This window comes from Streptomyces sp. GL_141, from assembly GCF_057834385.1.
Genome location: NZ_CM174402.1, coordinates 6,186,931 through 6,204,316 on the forward strand (window position 1 = coordinate 6,186,931; position 17,386 = coordinate 6,204,316).

Here is a 17,386-nt window from a genome sequence, read left to right on the forward strand (position 1 = left end):
TGCATGTTTTGACAGGGTGGCAAAACGTGCCATCGCGGGAGTACGCTCCTCCCCATGAACCGTTACGAAGGACGTCGCGTCCTCATCACCGGCGGCGGCTCCGGCATCGGCCAGGCCACCGTCCACCGCATCCTCTCCGAAGGCGGCCGGGTCCACACCGTGGACGTCAACGAGGCCGGCCTGAAGGCCACCTCCGACCGGGCGGCCGCCGACGGGCACGCGGACCGCCTCACCACCGCGGTCCTCGACATATCCGACGAGGCCGCCGTCAAGGCCGGCGTGGCCGCCGCGGTCGAAGCCCTCACCGGGATCGACGTACTGGTCAACGCGGCGGGGATCCTGCGCTCCGCGCACACCCACCAGACCACGCTCGACTTCTGGAACAAGATCATCTCGGTGAACCTGACCGGTACGTTCCTGGTCATCCGCGAGTCGCTGCCGGCGCTGCTGGCGGGCGACCAGCCGGTCGTCGTCAACTTCAGCTCCACCTCGGCGTCCTTCGCCCACCCCTACATGTCCGCCTACGCAGCCAGCAAGGGCGGCATCCAGTCGATGACCCACGCGCTCGCCGCCGAGTACAGCAAGCAGGGCCTGCGCTTCGTCGCGGTCGCGCCCGGCTCCATCGAGAGCGGCATGACCACCGGCAACGGCCCCGGCCTGCCCGAGGACACCGACTGGAGCCTGTTCGCCAAGCTCGCCCCGGCCCTCGGCCAGGGCTTCGCCGGACCGCAGACGGTCGCCGGCGTCGTCGCCATGCTGGGCTCCGAGGACGGCGCCTTCATCACCGGTACGGAGATCCGCATCGACGGCGGCACGCACTACTGACGCGCCGAAGGGGCGTCAGCCCCTGAAGCGGTCCCACAGCCGGGGGAAGCGCTCCGCGAGCACGGCTTCGTTCTCGAAGTCCAGCGCGGCGCCCTCCGGCTCGGCCGCCTGCAGCGGGATCCCCAGGTCCGGCGCCACCGACCCGGTCAGCTGCTCGTACGCCTCGTCGGCCGCGTACCCCAGCTCCTCGCCGTCCCCGTCGATCTCCTCGTCGAACTCGTCGAGGAGCTCCGCGAGCTGGTCGGGATCGTGCACCCCGCCCTCGAAGACCTCCCGGCCCTGGCCGATCAGCCAGCACCGGAAGTAGTCGAACGCGTCGTCGCTCGCCCCGTCGAGCAGCACCCACGCCGCGCCCCACAGGTCCCAGGTGTACGCCCGGTTGTACCGCGACTCGAAGTGCCGCGCGAAGTCCAGGACGGAGTCCGGGTCGAGCTGCGCCAGCCGCTCCACGAGCAGCTCGGCGTGTTCCTCGGGGTCGCCGTCGGCGGCCTCGCGGGTACGGTCGACCATCTCCCAGAACTCCGTCTCGTCCATCACCGCTCAAGCATCACGGGTACACCCCCTCGCCGCCACCGCGCGTGCCGCGAAAGGCCGGTCCGGGCCCCCGCACGGCCGCATACTCGGACCGGGGAAGCCGATACGGAGGGGGTACGGGGTATGCGGGGGGAACTGCTCGAAGGCCGCTACCGGCTGGAGGAGCGCCTCGGCGGGGGAGGCATGGGCGAGGTCTGGGCCGCCGTGGACGTACGGATGCGGCGGCCGGTCGCCGTCAAACTCGTGCACGCGGTGCCCGGCATGGCCGCGGCGGAGGTCGAGCAGAGGTTCACGCACGAGGTGCGCTCGGCCGCCAACCTCCCGCACCGGCACACGGTCACCGTCCACGACTGCGGCGAGGCCGTGGTCGGGGGACGCAGGACCCTCTACCTGGTGATGGAGCGCCTCGACGGCCAAACCCTCGCCCAGGTCTTCCGGGAGGCCGCGCCCCTGCCCTGGTACGACGTGGTCTACTGGGCCGGCCAGATCGCGACGGCCCTGTCCGCCGCCCACGAGCGCGGCATCATCCACCGGGACGTCAAACCGCAGAACGTGATGCTCACCGGCGCCGGCGTCATCAAGGTCCTGGACTTCGGCCTCGCCAAGTTCCTCGGCGAGACGCTGCGCGTGGCCGACCTCACCGTCACGGGCACCGCCATGGGAACCCTCGCCTACATGTCGCCGGAGCAGTGCCGGGGCGACGCCGGGATCGACCACCGCAGCGACCTCTACAGCCTGGGCTGCCTGCTCTACGAGGGCCTCGCGGGCCGCCCGCCCTTCACGAGCCCGGCGCCCCATGCCCTGCTCTACCAGCAGGTGCACGAGGCGCCGCGCCCGCTGCGGCCCGGCGCGGCCCCCGCCCCCGTCGCCGACCTCGTGATGCGCCTGCTCGCCAAGGACCCGGCGCGCCGGCCCCGCGACGCGGCGAGCGTGGTGGCGGAGATGGGCCGGCACCTGGCCGCCCACGGGCAGCCGGCCGCCCCGGCCGCGACCACGCCCCCGCCCGCGGCCACGCCCGGCGACGGCGCGGCCGAGGTCGCCCGCATGCGCGCCGACGCGGAGCGGGAGATCGCGGGTATGCGCGAGCTCGTCGAACGCGACGTGCGGGAGCTGCGCGAGCGGGCGGAGCTGCACGCGGCCACCAAGCGCCGGCAGGCCGACGACCTCTTCGAGGAGACCCGGGCCAAGGCCGCCGAAGCCGCCGCACTCTTCGAGGTGAACCTGAGGAAGCGGCGCGAGCAGGCGGAGCGCGATCTGGCCGTGCGCCAGTCCGTGGCCTCGCAGCGCCTCGGGCAGATCGAGCAGCGGGCCGAGGAGCTGCGGCTGGAGGCGGAGAAGCTCCGTACGGACGCCGATGAGCGGGCCGGCCGGACGGTCCTGGCGGCGCAGCGGCAGGCCGAGGGGATCGTGGCCGAGGCCACGGCCAAGGCCGAGCAGATCCGGGTCGCCGTCCGGCGCGAACTCGCCGACCTGATCAACGAGACGCCCCCGGGAACGACCTGAGGCGGCCCGCCCCCGAAGGGACGGACCGCCTCACGGTCGCTGAAGAACGCGGGGCCCTACAGGCCGTAGCGCTCCCGGGCCTCCTTGATGGAGGACGCCGGGACCTCGCCGCGGCGGGCGAGCTGGGCCAGCGCGGCCACCACGATGGACTGGGCGTCGACACCGAAGTGGCGGCGGGCGCCCTCACGGGTGTCGGAGAGGCCGAAGCCGTCCGTACCCAGCGAGGTGTAGTCCTGCTCGACCCACTGGCTGATCTGGTCCGGGACCTGACGCATCCAGTCGGAGACGGCGAGCACCGGGCTGGTGACGCCCTCCAGGGCGCGGGTGACGAACGGGGTGCGCATCTCCCCGCGCAGCAGCGCCTCGTCGCACTCCAGCGCGTCGCGGCGCAGCTCGCCCCAGGAGGTGGCGGACCAGACGTCGGCGGCCACGTTCCAGTCGGCGGCGAGCAGCTTCTGCGCGTCGAGGGCCCAGTGGATGGCCGTACCGGAGGCCATCAGCTGGATCTTCGGGGCGTCGGCGGCCGGGGCCGCCTCCGCCAGGTCCGCCGCCGTGTTGAAGCGGTAGAGACCGCGCAGGATGCCCTCTTCCACGCCCTCGGGCATGGCCGGCTGCGGCTTCGGCTCGTTGTAGACCGTCAGGTAGTAGAAGACGTCTTCCGGCTTCTCGCCGTACATCCGGCGCAGACCGTCCTTGACGATCACCGCGATCTCGTACGCGAAGGCCGGGTCGTAGTTGAGCGACGCCGGGTTCGTGGACGCGATCAGGTGCGAGTGGCCGTCCGCGTGCTGCAGGCCCTCACCCGTCAGGGTGGTGCGGCCGGCGGTGGCGCCGACGATGAAGCCCTTGCCGAGCTGGTCGGCGAGCTGCCACATCTGGTCGGCGGTGCGCTGCCAGCCGAACATCGAGTAGAAGATGTAGAACGGGATCATCGGCTCGCCGTGCGTCGCGTACGACGTGCAGGCGGCGATGAAGTCGGCCATGGCGCCGGCCTCGGTGATCCCCTCGTTGAGGATCTGGCCGTCCTTGGCTTCCTTGTAGTACATGAGCTGGTCGCGGTCGACCGGCTCGTACGTCTGGCCCAGCGGCGAGTAGATGCCGGCCGACGGGAAGAGGGACTCCATACCGAAGGTGCGGGCCTCGTCCGGGACGATCGGAACCCAGCGCTTGCCGGTCTCCTTGTCCCGCATCAGGTCCTTGACGAGCCGGACGAAGGCCATGGTGGTGGCCATCTCCTGCTTGCCGGAGCCCTTGAGCAGCGGGGCGAAGGAACGGTCCGCCGGAGCCGGCAGGGCCACGTGCTTGACCTTGCGGGCCGGGGCCGGGCCGCCGAGCGCCGCGCGGCGCTCGTTCAGGTACTGGACCTCGGGGCTGTTCGCGCCCGGGTGGCCGTACGGGACCTGGCCGTCGGCGAAGGCGCTGTCCGGGATCGGGAGGCCAAGGAGGTCACGCATGTCCTTGAACTCGTCGATCGTCAGCTTCTTCATCTGGTGGTTCGCGTTCTTCGACTCGAACCCGGCGCCCAGCGTGTAGCCCTTGACGGTCTGCGCGAGGATGACCGTCGGAGCACCCTTGTGCTCCAGGGCGGCCTTGTACGCGGCGTAGACCTTGCGGGGCTCGTGGCCGCCGCGGGAGGTGTGGAAGCACTCGGCGATCTTCGCGTCGGAGAGCACACCGGCCAGCTGCACGAGCTCGGCGTTGGCGCCGAAGAAGTGCTGGCGGATGTAGGCCACGTCGCGGGTCGCGTACGTCTGGAACTGCGCGTCGGGTACCTCGCGCAGGCGGCGTACCAGGGCGCCCGTGGTGTCGAGCTGGAACAGCTCGTCCCAGGCGGAGCCCCACAGCGACTTGATGACGTTCCAGCCGGCGCCGCGGAACTGGGCTTCCAGCTCCTGCACCACGCGGAAGTTCGCGCGGACCGGACCGTCGAGGCGCTGCAGGTTGCAGTTGATGACGAAGGTCAGGTTGTCGAGCTGCTCGCGCGAGGCCAGGGCCAGGGCGGCGGTCGACTCGGGCTCGTCCATCTCGCCGTCGCCCAGGAAGGCCCAGACGTGCGAGTTGGCGGTGTCCTTGATGCTCCGGTTCTGCAGGTAGCGGTTGAAGCGCGCCTGGTAGATCGCGGAGAGCGGGCCGAGGCCCATGGAGACCGTCGGGAACTCCCACAGCCACGGCAGGCGCCGCGGGTGGGGGTAGGACGGGAGACCGTTGCCGCCGGCTTCCTGGCGGAACTTGTCGAGCTGCTGCTCGGAGATCCGGCCGTCGAGGAAGGCGCGGGCGTAGATGCCGGGGGAGGCGTGGCCCTGGATGTAGAGCTGGTCGCCCGATCCGTCGGCCTCCTTCCCGCGGAAGAAGTGCTGGAAGCCGGTCTCGTACAGCCACGCGGCGGAGGCGAAGGTGGCGATGTGGCCGCCGACGCCGTACTTGGAGCCGCGGGTCACCATGGCGGCCGCGTTCCAGCGGTTCCAGGCGGTGATCTTGGCTTCCATCGCCTCGTCGCCGGGGAACTCCGGCTCCGCGGCGGTGGGGATGGTGTTGACGTAGTCCGTCTCAAGGAGCTTCGGCAGCGCGAGGCCGGCGGCCTCGGCGTGCTGAAGGGTGCGACGGAGCAGGTATTCGGCGCGGCGCGTACCGGCGGCCTGGGCGACGGCGTCGAGCGAGGCCGCCCATTCGGCGGTCTCCTCGGTGTCGCGGTCCGGGAGCTGGTCGAGCTCGCTCGGAAGCTTTCCTACGGGGTCGGACATCGGTGTGCGCCGCCTTCCGGACAAAGGAGAGGTGGTGAAGAAATCCCTGACGGGCAGGACAGGGTCGTTGGACCCGGGTGGGGTCCGCGGATGACTGTAAGGCGCTGATCGATGATCGATCAAATGAAAGTGACGAATAAACGTCCATACGACAAAAGTCGGCACCGGGTGCCATGAAAATGGGCACCCAGTGCCGGGCAAATCAGGACGAGGTGGGCGGCCGAGCCGGTCTCGAAGGGCGAGATCAAGCCCGCGGCGCGCACCCCAGAACGTGCCGCTTCACGAGCAGGCCGATGTCGGGGTCCTGGTTGCGGAAGGCGTCCACAAGGGCCTCGTGCTCTTCGGCATAGGACTTCTGGACGGTTCCCAGCCACCGGATGGACAGGGCCGTGAAGACCTCGATGCCCAGGGACTCCCAGGTGTGCAGCAGCACGCTGTTCCCGGCGGCCCGCACCATCTCCCGGTGGAAGCCCACGGTGTGCCGCACCTGGGCCGTGCCGTCCGCACTGCGGTCGGCCTCCCACAGGGCCGCCACGTGCGGTTCCAGGGCCGAGCAGTCGGCCGCCAGCCGGGGCGCGGCCAGCTCGGCCGCGATCTGCTCCAGGCCCGCCCGGACCGGATAGATCTCCTCCAGGTCCGCCGCCGACAGGTTCCGTACGCGCACACCCTTGTTCGGCGCCGACTCGATCAGCCGCAGCGTCTCCAGCTCGCGCAGGGCCTCGCGCACGGGCGTCTGGCTGACCTCCAGCTCCACCGCGATCCGGCGCTCCACGATCCGCTCACCGGGCTTCCAGCGCCCGCTGACGATCCCCTCCACGATGTGCTCGCGGATCTGCTCGCGCAGCGAGTGCACGACGGGTGGGGTGATCATCGGGGCTTCATCTCCTGAGGGGTGTGCAGGGGCATGCGGGGCCTTGATGCGTAGACAATACGGCCGAGCCGCTCGTCGCGATGCGTTCCTGGTCAGAGGCGCAGCGTGAGGCTGGTTACAGGTGTCGGCCGGAAGGGCCCAGGGTACGACGACGGCGCCCCCGCCCGGGACGTGCATCCCGGGCGGGGGCGCCGTGCGCGACAGTCGTGAACCGCTGCCGCAGAGAGCCTTACAGGCCGAGCTCGACCTCGAACTCGCCGGCCTCGAGGATCGCCTTGACGGCCGAGAGGTACCGGGCCGCGTCCGCGCCGTCCACCAGGCGGTGGTCGTAGGACAGGGTCAGGTACGTCATGTCGCGGATGCCGATGTTCGTGCCCTCGGCGGTCTCGATGACCACCGGGCGCTTGACCGTCGCGCCGATGCCCAGGATGGCGACCTGGTTCGGGGGCACGATGACCGTGTCGAACAGCGCACCGCGCGAGCCGGTGTTGCTGATGGTGAAGGTCGCGCCCGACAGCTCGTCCGGCGTGATCTTGTTGCCGCGGACCTTGGAGGCCAGGTCGGCGGTCGCCTTGGAGATGCCCGCCAGGTTGAGGTCACCGGCACCCTTGATGACCGGGGTCATCAGGCCCTTCTCGGAGTCCACGGCGATGCCGATGTTCTCCGAGTCGAAGTAGGTGATGGTGCTCTCGTCCTCGTTGATCCGGGCGTTGACGACCGCGTGGGCCTTCAGCGCCTGGGCCGCGGCCTTGACGAAGAACGGCATCGGGGACAGCTTGACGCCCTCGCGGGCGAGGAAGCCGGCCTTGGCCTTCTCGCGCAGCTTCATGATCTTGGTGATGTCCACCTCGACCACGGAGCTGAGCTGCGCCTGCGAGTGCAGGGCCTTCATCATGTTGTCGCCGATGACCTTGCGCATGCGGGTCATCTTGACGGTCTGGCCACGCAGCTCGGAGACCGCGGCGGCCGGAGCCTTGGCGGCGGGAGCGGCAGCGGCCGGCGCCGGGGCGGCAGCGGCGGCCTTGGCGGCCTCGGCGGCGGCCAGGACGTCCTGCTTGCGGATGCGGCCACCGACACCGGTGCCCGAGACCGCGGACAGGTTGACGCCGGACTCCGTGGCGAGCTTGCGCACCAGCGGGGTCACGTAGGCACCCTCGTCACCGGCGGAAACCGGGGCGGCGGGGGCGGCCGGCGCGACCGGAGCCGGGGCGGCGACCGGAGCCGGAGCGGCAACCGGAGCGGCCACGGGAGCCGGAGCGGCAACCGGGGCAGCGACCGGAGCCGGGGCAGCGACCGGAGCCGGGGCGGCCACGGGGGCCGGAGCGGCAACCGGAGCCGGAGCGGCGGCGGCCGGAGCGGCCGCGGGAGCCGCGCCCGCCACGCCGATGACGGCCAGACGCGCGCCGACCTCGGCGTTCTCGTCCTCGGCGACCAGGATCTCCAGCAGGACGCCGGCGACCGGGGCGGGGATCTCGGTGTCGACCTTGTCGGTCGAGACCTCCAGCAGCGGCTCGTCGGCCTCGACCGACTCGCCGACCTGCTTCAGCCAGCGGGTGACGGTGCCCTCGGTGACGGACTCGCCCAGGGCGGGGAGCACGACATCGGTGCCGGCGGCAGCCGGAGCGGCAGCGGCAGCGGCCGGGGCCGCGGGGGCCTCGGCGACGGGGGCCGGAGCGGCCGGAGCCTCGGCGACCGGAGCCTCGGCGGCCGGAGCGGCGACCGGGGCCGGCGCGCCCGAACCGTCGTCGATGACGGCCAGCTCGGCGCCGACCTCGACGGTCTCGTCCTCGGCGACCTTGATGGAGGCCAGGATGCCCGACACGGGGGACGGGATCTCGGTGTCGACCTTGTCGGTCGAGACCTCGAGCAGCGGCTCGTCGGCCTCGACGCGCTCGCCCTCGGCCTTCAGCCAACGGGTGACAGTGCCCTCAGTGACGCTCTCACCGAGCGCCGGAAGGGTTACGGAAACCGACATGGTTTCAGTTGCTCCTAACGAATGTGCGGAAGTGGTCGTCGCGCCCAGTGACGATTAGTCGTGTGCGTGCAGCGGCTTGCCGGCGAGTGCCAGGTGCGCCTCGCCCATCGCCTCGTTCTGCGTGGGGTGCGCGTGGATGAGCTGCGCGACCTCGGCCGGCAGTGCTTCCCAGTTGTAGATCAGCTGGGCTTCGCCGACCTGCTCGCCCATCCGGTCACCGACCATGTGGACGCCGACCACGGCACCGTCCTTGACCTGGACGAGCTTGATCTCGCCCGCGGTCTTCAGGATCTTGCTCTTGCCGTTGCCCGCCAGGTTGTACTTGAGGGCCACGACCTTGTCCGCGCCGTAGATCTCCTTGGCCTTGGCCTCGGTGATGCCGACGGAGGCGACCTCGGGGTGGCAGTACGTGACGCGCGGCACACCGTCGTAGTCGATCGGGACGGCCTTGAGGCCGGCCAGACGCTCCGCGACCAGGATGCCCTCGGCGAAGCCGACGTGCGCGAGCTGGAGGGTCGGGGCGAGGTCACCGACGGCCGAGATGGTCGGCACGTTGGTCTGCATGTACTCGTCGACCACGACGTAGCCGCGGTCCATCGCGACGCCCTGCTCCTCGTAGCCCAGACCCTGGGAGACGGGGCCGCGGCCGATCGCGACCAGCAGCACCTCCGCCTCGAAGGTCTTGCCGTCGGCCAGGGTGACCCGCACGCCGTTCTCGGTGTACTCGGCCTTGTCGAAGAAGGTGCCGAGGTTGAACTTGATGCCCCGCTTGCGGAACGCGCGCTCCAGCAGCTTGGAGCTGTTCTCGTCCTCGACCGGCACGAGGTGCTTGAGGCCCTCGACGATCGTGACGTCGGTGCCGAAGGACTTCCACGCCGAGGCGAACTCGACGCCGATGACGCCGCCGCCCAGGACGATGGCGGACTCGGGCACGCGGTCCAGGACCAGCGCGTGGTCCGAGGAGATGATGCGGTTGCCGTCGATGTTCAGGCCCGGCAGCGAGCGCGGCACGGAGCCGGTCGCCAGGAGCACGTGACGGCCCTGGATGCGCTGGCCGTTCACGTCGACGGACGTCGGCGAGGAGAGGCGGCCCTCACCCTCGATGTAGGTCAGCTTGCGGGAGGCGACCAGACCCTGCAGGCCCTTGTACAGGCCCGCGATGATGTCGTCCTTGTACTTGTGCACACCCGCGATGTCGATGCCCTCGAAGGTGGCCTTGACACCGAACTGGGCAGCCTCGCGAGCCTGGTCCGCGATCTCACCGGCGTGCAGCAGAGCCTTCGTGGGGATGCAGCCGTTGTGCAGGCAGGTGCCGCCGAGCTTGTTCTTCTCGATCAGGGCAACGTCCAGACCCAGCTGGGATGCGCGCAGCGCCGCGGCGTAACCGCCACTGCCGCCGCCGAGGATCACTAGGTCGAAAACGGTGCTGGCGTCGTTCGCCACGTCACGTCCTCCATGCATGTGCGCCGAGCACCGGTCCTCTGTGACCGGGCGGCGGCTGGTATACGGCCGCTTTTTCTTCGGCCCTGTGGTGGGGGCCCTGTCCTGCCGAGAACCCATCTTCGCATTTGTCGGCGGAACGCGGGACGCCGGGCCTGCCCTGTGGCAGGTCGTTCTGCCCGAACCGGGGGTTACCGCAGCGTAGAAACCTACGGATTTCGTTGGCAGCGAACAGACCCCGGCCGCGATCAGGAAATCTGATCACGGCCGGGGTCTGTGTGGAGCTCGACTGCCAGGGGTCAGCCCAGGTCGCCCGTGGCCGTGCGCTCGGCCAGTCGGACCAGGGTCCGGACGGCGGAGCCGGTGCCGCCCTTGGGGGTGTAGCCGTACGGGGCGCCCTCGTGGAAGGCGGGGCCCGCGATGTCGAGGTGGGCCCAGGTGATGCCCTCGCCGACGAACTCCTGGAGGAAGAGGCCGGCCACCAGGCCGCCGCCCATCCGGACACCCATGTTGGCGATGTCGGCGGTGGGGGAGTCCATGGACTTGCGCAGGTCCTCGGGGAGCGGCATCGGCCAGGAGGCCTCGCCGACCTCCTCGGCGATCTCGTGGATTGAGGTGCGGAAGGCGTCGTCGTTGGCCATGATGCCGAAGGTGCGGTCACCCAGGGCCATCACCATGGCGCCGGTCAGGGTCGCCACGTCGACGATCGCGTCCGGGTTCTCCTCGGAGGCCTTGGTCAGGGCGTCGCCCAGGACCAGACGGCCCTCGGCGTCGGTGTTGAGCACCTCGACCGTCTTGCCGCTGTACATGCGCAGCACGTCGCCGGGCTTGGTGGCCGAGCCGGAGGGCATGTTCTCGGCGAGCGCGAGCCAGCCGGTGACGTTGACCTGGAGGCCGAGCTTGGCGGCCGCGACGACGGAGGCGAAGACGGCGGCGGCGCCGGCCATGTCGCACTTCATCGTCTCGTTGTGGCCGGCCGGCTTCAGGGAGATGCCGCCGGAGTCGTAGGTGATGCCCTTGCCGACGAAGGCGAGGGTCTTCTCCGCCTTGGCGTGGGTGTAGGAGAGCTTCACCAGGCGCGGCGGGTTCTCGGAGCCCTTGCCGACGCCCATGATGCCGCCGTAGCCGCCCTTGATCAGGGCCTTCTCGTCCAGGACCTGGACCTTGATGCCGTTCTCCTTCGCGGCCGCACCGGCGACTGCTGCGAAGGCCTCGGGCGTGAGGTCGTTCGGCGGGGTGTTGACGAGGTCACGGGCGATGTTGATCTCGGTCGCGACGATCGTGGCGCGCTCGGCCGCGGCCTTGTGCTCCTTGTCGCGCGGCTTGGCGCCGAGCAGGGCGATCTCGGCGAGCGGCTGCTTCGGGCCGCCGTTCTTGGAGCCGGCGGCCTTCTTCTCGCCGCCCTGGTAGGCGGTGAAGGCGTACGCGCCCAGCAGCGCGCCCTCGGCCACGGCCGTCACGGCGGAGGCGTCGTCCAGGGGGAGCGCGAAGGCGGCCTTCTTGGTGCCGTGCAGGGCACGGGCGGCGGCGCCGGCGGCGCGGCGCAGCGCCTCCTCGTCGTAGGACTCGTCCGTGTCGGGAAGGGCGCCCAGTCCGACCGCCAGCACGACCGGGACCTTGAGGCCGTCCGGTGCCGGCAGCTTGGTGGTCTCGCCTTCGGCGCCCGAGGCACCGAGAGCGTCGAGCACGGCGGCCAGCTTGCCGTCGTACGCCTTGTCCACGGCCTCGGCGCCCGCGGCGACGACGGGGCCCTTGGGGCCCTTCGCCACGCCGACGACGAGGACGTCGGCGCGCAGCGTCGCCGGTCCGGCAGTGCTGAGAGTCAGAGCAGTCACGGTGGTGAATTCTCGCTTCCGTTTTGGTGATGTGGGCCGAGTGGGTGGACGGCCGTCCGTAGCGATCGTATTCGGGCCCGATGGCCGCCGGAAACGAGCCTACGCGCACGTACTCGTCCGCACGCCACTCGAAGGTTTGGCAAGTTGTTCGATCAAGGGGCTGCCAGGTTCACCCATCTGTGGACTCTGTTCCACGTTTGCCTCTTAGACCTGACGAGGTCCGAAACACTCGGACCACTCTCGCAAGGGGACGCGGGGTTCCTTTGCATCATTTCCACAGAAGCCTCCCCGGTCTGGCCCAACGCCACAGGCCGAAGTCGAGGATCTGCGGGGGGAAAGGCCGAAATGGTCCACAAGAACCGGATGAACAGGCTCGCCGCCGTCTGCCTCGCGGCCGCCATAGCATCCGTCGCAGTACCCGGAGCATCCGCGCAGGCCGCGGTGACTCCGAGGATCGACCTGCGGGTGCTCGTCGTCGACGACGGCGGCAGCTCGGTCGAGGCGATCACGGCGGAGCTCCGCGACACGGGGGTTCCGTACACCCGCATCGACCTGGGCAGCGGGAGCCGCCCGGTCGTCAACGCGGCGTTCCTCGCCGACACGGTCGACGGCCGGCCGCGCGCCAAGTTCCAGGGCGTGGTGCTGCCGAACGAGGATCCGTTCGGGGCGGGTTCGGCCGAGATGGCCGCCCTCGCCGCGTACGAGACCACGTACGGGATCCGCCAGGTCGACGCGTACACCTGGGCGCACCCGGGCGTCGGCCTGGAGTACACCGACAACGGCGGCTACAGCGGCACCCTCGACGGCACCCGGGCCGCGGTCACCACCGCCGGCAAGGCGGGCCCCTTCGCCTACCTCGGGGGGCAGGTGGACTTCGAGGACAACTCGCCGCTGATCCCCGAGAGCTACGGGTTCATGGCCAAGCCGCGGCCGGGCTACACCAGCTACCTCGACGCCCCGGTCGGCTCCGGACGGGCCTCGCTCGTCGGCGAGTACACCCACGACGGGCGCAGCGAACTGGTCGTCACCTTCGGCTACAACCAGTACCAGCAGCAGTTCCGGCTGCTGGCCCGGGGCATCGTCGAGTGGCTCACCCAGGGCATCCACCTCGGCCAGGAGCGCAACTACTTCGCGGTCCACGTCGACGACGTCTTCGCCCCCGACGCCCGCTGGAACAAGGACCTGAACTGCACCCCCGGCGACTACGCCTGCGCCGGCGGCGAGGGCCAGGAGTCCACGATCCGGATGACGGCCGCCGACGCCGTGTACGCGGCGCAGTGGCAGACGTCCAAGAACTTCAAGCTCGACATGCTCTTCAACGGCGGCGCCGGTGAGGAATGGAAGGCGGAGAACGGCGGGGTCGACGCCCTGACCGCCCAGCTCGTCGCCGACCGGGCGAAGTACCGGTGGATGAACCACACCTACACCCACCCGTTCCTCGGCTGCGTCCAGGACACCACCACCGTCCCGTGGACCTGTACGAAGAACACCGCCGGCGCGATCAACTGGATGAGCCGCGCCGAGATCTCGGCGCAGATCCGGGACAACAACAACTGGGCGGCCTCCAAGGGCATCACCACCGACCGGACCGAGCTCGTCACCGGTGAGCACTCCGGCCTGAAGACCAACCCGCAGCAGGCCCAGGACAACCCCAACCTGGCCGGCGCGCTCGCCGACAACGGCGTGAAGTGGGCGGGCAGCGACAACTCCCGCGAGCCCGCGCAGCGGGCGGTCGGCGCCGCACTGACCGTCCCCCGGCACCCGATGAACGTGTACTACAACACGGGCACCAATGCCGAGATGGCCGACGAGTACAACTGGATCTACACCAGCCGGGCCCACGGCGGCAGCGGCATCTGCGAGGACAACCCCGGCACCTCCACCTGCCTGCCGGCCCCGCTCGACGCACAGACGGGCTACCTGGACTACATCGTCCCGGCCGAGGCCAGGACCGCCATGCGGCACGTCCTGAACAACGACCCGCGCCCGCACTACGTCCACCAGTCCAACCTCGCCGAGGACCGCACCCTCTACCCGGTGCTCAACCAGGTCCTCGACACCTACCGCACCCTCTACGCGCCCTCCGCGCCGATCGTGAACCAGAGCATGAAGGACACCGGCGTCGAGCTCCAGCGCCGCGCGGCCTGGAACGCCGCGGTCGCCGCCAACCAGGTCACCGCCTACCGCATCGGCAAGGTCGTCACCGTCAAGGCGCCCTCCGGAGTCGTGGCCCCGGTCACCGCGCCCACCGGCACCAGGAAGCAGCTCCTGCTGGGCACCGCGGACTTCGGCACCGCCTACGCCGGCTCCCGCTCCACCTGGACGGCTCCCGAACTGCTCCAGAGCGCCGTCACGCTGAACATGCCCTGACGCTCCACCCGCGCTGATCGGCCGGTGCTCCACCCGCCCCGATCGGCCGGGCGCGCACGTACACAAGACAGCCACGCGTACCACCTAGCGCCGGCGCTCCGCGAACCACGGGCGCCGGCCCCTTTTCCGTCCTGGGGGGACACACCGCATGAGCCATGGGCGCCATGTCACCATGCTCACCGAAGGCACCTACCCGCACGTCCACGGGGGCGTCAGCACATGGTGCGACCAACTGGTCCGCGGCATGCCGGAGGTCGACTTCAACGTCATAGCCCTGACCGGCTCCGGACGTGAGCCGGTCACCTGGGAACTTCCGCGCAACGTCTACCGCCACACCAGCGTTCCCCTCTGGGGCGCCCCGCCGCCCCGCAGACTGCGCTCCGGCCTGCGGGGCAAGGCCAAACGCGGGTTCGCCGAGACCTACGAGACCTTCCTGCTCTCCCTGCTCGACCCCGCGCGCGGCGGATTCTCCGAATCCCTGCGCGAGCTGGCCCTGCTGGCCCGCTCCGGGCGGCTCGCCGCGGCCCTGCGCTCCGAATCGGTGCTGCGCCTGCTGATGACCGTCTGGACCCGCCCCGGCCTGGTCACCGCCGACGCCGAGCCCACCATCCACGACGCGCTCACCGCCACCGACCTGCTGGAACACGCGCTGCGTCCGCTGTCCGTGCGGATCCCGCCCGACAGCGTCGCCCACGCCGTCAGCAGCGGACTGGCCACCCTCCCCGCGCTCGCCGCCAAGTACCTCGACCAGGTGCCCTTCCTCCTCACCGAGCACGGCATCTACCTCCGCGAGCGCTACCTCGGCTACCGCAGCGCCGAACAGCGCTGGCCCGTCAAGGCGCTCATGCTCGGCTTCTACCGCGAGCTCAACACCGAGGGCTACCGGCAGGCCGACCTGATCACCCCGTGCAACCAGTACAACCGCCGCTGGGAGGAGCGCGGGGGCGCCGACTCCGAGCGGATCCGCACCGTCTACAACGGCGTCGACCCGCACGCCTTCCCCGAGGCCGGTCCCGAACCGGAGGTCCCCACCCTCAGCTGGTGCGGCCGCATCGACCCCATCAAGGACCTCGAAACCCTGATCCGCGCCTACGCGTTCATGCGTGAGGAGCTCCCCGCCCTGCGGCTGCGCCTCTTCGGCCCGGTCCCGGCGGGCTGCGAGGACTACAAGCTCAAGCTGGAGAAGCTCGCCGCCGAACTGGGGGTGAGCGACGGGATCACCTACGAGGGCCGCATCGACGACGTCGCGCAGGCCTACGCGGCCGGCTCCATCGTGATGCTCTCCTCCATCAGCGAGGGCTTCCCCTTCTCCATCATCGAGGCCATGTCCTGCGGCCGCACCACCGTCTCCACTGACGTGGGCGGGGTCCGCGAAGCCGTCGGCGACACCGGGCTCGTCGTCCCGCCGCGCGAGCCCGAGACCATGGCCCGCGCCACCCTCGCCCTGCTCCGCGACGACGAACGCCGCGCGGAACTGGGCCGGATGTCCCGCAAGCGGGTGGTGGAGAAGTTCACGCTCCACCAGTCCGTGGACGGCTTCCGCCACATCTACCGCGAGCTCGCCGGACAGCCCGTCCTGCCCGTCCACGCGGGCGACGAGTGGACCCAGCGCCTCGCCGACCCCTGGTACAAGGAACTCGCCGCCGACGGGAGCCTGTGGTGAGCGGATCCCTCTGGCTCAAGCCGCCCGGCCCCGACGGGACCTGGGTGCCCGTCGGCCACGCCGCGGCCGCCGGGCGCGGTACGGCGCCCTCCGCCGACCCGGCCGACGCGCTGCCCGGCATCCCGCGGCCGCGTCGCGAAGGACGCGAAGGACGCGAAGGGCCGGCCGCCGACCCGATGGACGAACTCGCCGAGCGCCTCGACGTGTTCATCGCCGCCGCCGTCCACCCCGACGAGATCGCCGCCGTCCTGGAATCCGACGGCATGACCGACGAGCACATCCGCCTCGCCTACGGACGCCAGGACTCCTTCGGCCTCGCCGAGGAGCTCTACGCCCGCGTGCCCCGCTCCTTCCCGGAGCCCGGCAAGGTCCCCGACCCCTGGAAGGTGCCCCTCACCGCCTGCCTCCTGCGCGGGGTGATCTTCGCCCTGCCCGGGCTCGCCTACCTGCTGGGCGCGCCGCTGCTGGACGGCCCCAAGGACCGGCTGGGGCTGCCCGCCGGGACGCTCACCCTGCTCGCCGGGGCGCTCATCGGCTGGGTCTGGGACCAGACCCTGTCCCACCGGGCGTACTCCTGGCTCGGCCTCGGCGACCGGGCCGCCGCCGGCCGGACCCTGCTCGCCGGAGCCCCCGCGGGGGCCCTCCTGGGCACCGCCGCCGCGCTCGCGGTACCCGGCGGGCCCCCCTTCTCCTACGCCTTCGCCGCGGGTCAGGCCCTGTACGTCGGGGCCGCCACCGTGCTGCTCGTGCTCGGGCGGGAGCGGCTGCTGCTGGCCGCGCTCGCACCGATGGCCGCCGGAGCGCTGCTCACCCTCCTCGTGGAACTGCCCGTCCCGGTCCGGGTGCTCCTGCTGACGGCCTCCCTCCTGGCCGCCTGCGCCCTGGCCGTACGGGAACTGCCGCTGGCCGACGGCGTACGGGCCCTCGTGCTCCGGGTCCGCGGCTGGACGGAGCACCGGCCGGGCGAACGGGGCCCGGTGCGCTGGCAGATGCTGCGCGGCGCCGAGGAGGAGTACGGACCGCGCGGACCCCGGCTCGGGGACTCCGTCCCGTACGGGGTGTTCGGCCTGGGCACCGGTCTGCTCGTGCTGTACGCCGCCCTGGGGGAGGTGCTCGCCGGCGGCCCCGCCGAGGCGGTCGCGGCCCCCTCGGCGGTGGCGCTCACCCTCAGCATGGGCCCCGCCGAATGGCTGCTCCACCGGTTCCGCAGCGGCAGCCTCGCCGGGCTGCGCGCGGCCCGCTCGCCCCGGCAGTTCCGGCTGCGGATGCTCTCCACCCTGGCCCGGTGCCTCGCCACCTACCTGGCGGTGCTGCTGGCCCTCGGCCTCACCGGAACCCTGCTCTGGCCCGGCGCGCCCGGCCTGACCGGGGTCCGCGTCGCCACCCTGCTGCTGCTCGGCGCCGTGATGTGGACCGGGCTGCTCCTGCAGTCCTTCGGGGCCGTCCGGCCCGCCGCGGTGGTCTGCGCCTCGGCCGCCGTCGCGCAGAGCCTGGCCCTGCTCCTGGGCCTCGGGCAGCCGCGCGCCGTCCAACTGGCCGTCGCCGGAGCCGCGGCGCTCGCGCTGGGCACCCTGGTCTGCCTGTTCCTCGGCCGCGCCACGGCCCACCGCTGACGCCCCGCCCCTCCAT

At 71.3% G+C, this 17,386-nt stretch carries 11 protein-coding genes; 5 read left to right on the forward strand and 6 right to left on the reverse strand.

Annotated features, from left to right (window positions below):
- Positions 1-54: 54 nt before the first annotated feature.
- A complete protein-coding gene (locus tag AC3IX6_RS27435) occupies positions 55-825 on the forward strand; it encodes an SDR family NAD(P)-dependent oxidoreductase (RefSeq protein WP_489365517.1) in 771 nt (256 codons plus the stop codon).
- A 15-nt stretch (positions 826-840) separates the two neighbouring features.
- Here AC3IX6_RS27435 and AC3IX6_RS27440 read toward each other — a convergent pair whose 3' ends face one another.
- Positions 841-1,359, reverse strand: a complete 519-nt coding sequence (locus tag AC3IX6_RS27440; RefSeq protein ID WP_405493664.1) for a DUF4240 domain-containing protein — start codon at positions 1,357-1,359, stop codon at positions 841-843.
- Between the two features lie 123 nt (positions 1,360-1,482).
- On the opposite strand from AC3IX6_RS27440, the gene AC3IX6_RS27445 reads away from it, so the two are divergent.
- Positions 1,483-2,862 (forward strand): serine/threonine-protein kinase, encoded by a 1,380-nt coding sequence (locus AC3IX6_RS27445; RefSeq protein ID WP_489365519.1) that lies wholly within the window; start codon positions 1,483-1,485, stop codon positions 2,860-2,862.
- Positions 2,863-2,918: 56 nt separating this feature from the next.
- On the opposite strand, the gene aceE is transcribed toward AC3IX6_RS27445, so the two are convergent.
- The 5 genes from aceE to AC3IX6_RS27470 all read right to left on the reverse strand — a co-directional run bounded on the left by aceE (position 2,919) and on the right by AC3IX6_RS27470 (position 11,724).
- A complete protein-coding gene (aceE, locus tag AC3IX6_RS27450) occupies positions 2,919-5,603 on the reverse strand; it encodes a pyruvate dehydrogenase (acetyl-transferring), homodimeric type (protein WP_489365521.1) in 2,685 nt (894 codons plus the stop codon).
- A 244-nt stretch (positions 5,604-5,847) separates the two neighbouring features.
- Complete coding sequence (locus tag AC3IX6_RS27455) at positions 5,848-6,471, reverse strand: GntR family transcriptional regulator (protein WP_243330441.1); 624 nt, start codon at positions 6,469-6,471, stop codon at positions 5,848-5,850.
- A 232-nt stretch (positions 6,472-6,703) separates the two neighbouring features.
- On the reverse strand, positions 6,704-8,449 hold the full coding sequence (gene sucB / locus AC3IX6_RS27460; RefSeq protein WP_489365523.1) for a 2-oxoglutarate dehydrogenase, E2 component, dihydrolipoamide succinyltransferase: 1,746 nt from the start codon (positions 8,447-8,449) through the stop codon (positions 6,704-6,706).
- A 54-nt stretch (positions 8,450-8,503) separates the two neighbouring features.
- A complete protein-coding gene (gene lpdA / locus AC3IX6_RS27465) occupies positions 8,504-9,892 on the reverse strand; it encodes a dihydrolipoyl dehydrogenase (protein WP_250742547.1) in 1,389 nt (462 codons plus the stop codon).
- A gap of 296 nt (positions 9,893-10,188) precedes the next feature.
- Complete coding sequence (locus AC3IX6_RS27470) at positions 10,189-11,724, reverse strand: leucyl aminopeptidase (protein WP_489365525.1); 1,536 nt, start codon at positions 11,722-11,724, stop codon at positions 10,189-10,191.
- Between the two features lie 345 nt (positions 11,725-12,069).
- On the opposite strand from AC3IX6_RS27470, the gene AC3IX6_RS27475 reads away from it, so the two are divergent.
- From AC3IX6_RS27475 to AC3IX6_RS27485, 3 genes are all read left to right on the forward strand, one after another.
- Positions 12,070-14,094 carry a hypothetical protein gene (locus AC3IX6_RS27475; RefSeq protein WP_489365527.1) on the forward strand — a complete coding sequence of 675 codons (2,025 nt, stop codon included), beginning with the start codon at positions 12,070-12,072 and terminating at the stop codon, positions 14,092-14,094.
- Positions 14,095-14,242: 148 nt separating this feature from the next.
- The gene (gene pelF / locus AC3IX6_RS27480) at positions 14,243-15,757 is read left to right on the forward strand and encodes a GT4 family glycosyltransferase PelF (protein ID WP_489365528.1); all 1,515 of its coding nucleotides are present in this window, start codon (positions 14,243-14,245) and stop codon (positions 15,755-15,757) included.
- Positions 15,754-17,370 carry a hypothetical protein gene (locus AC3IX6_RS27485; protein ID WP_489365529.1) on the forward strand — a complete coding sequence of 539 codons (1,617 nt, stop codon included), beginning with the start codon at positions 15,754-15,756 and terminating at the stop codon, positions 17,368-17,370. Before pelF ends, AC3IX6_RS27485 begins: the two co-directional genes overlap by 4 nt.
- Positions 17,371-17,386 lie beyond the last annotated feature (16 nt).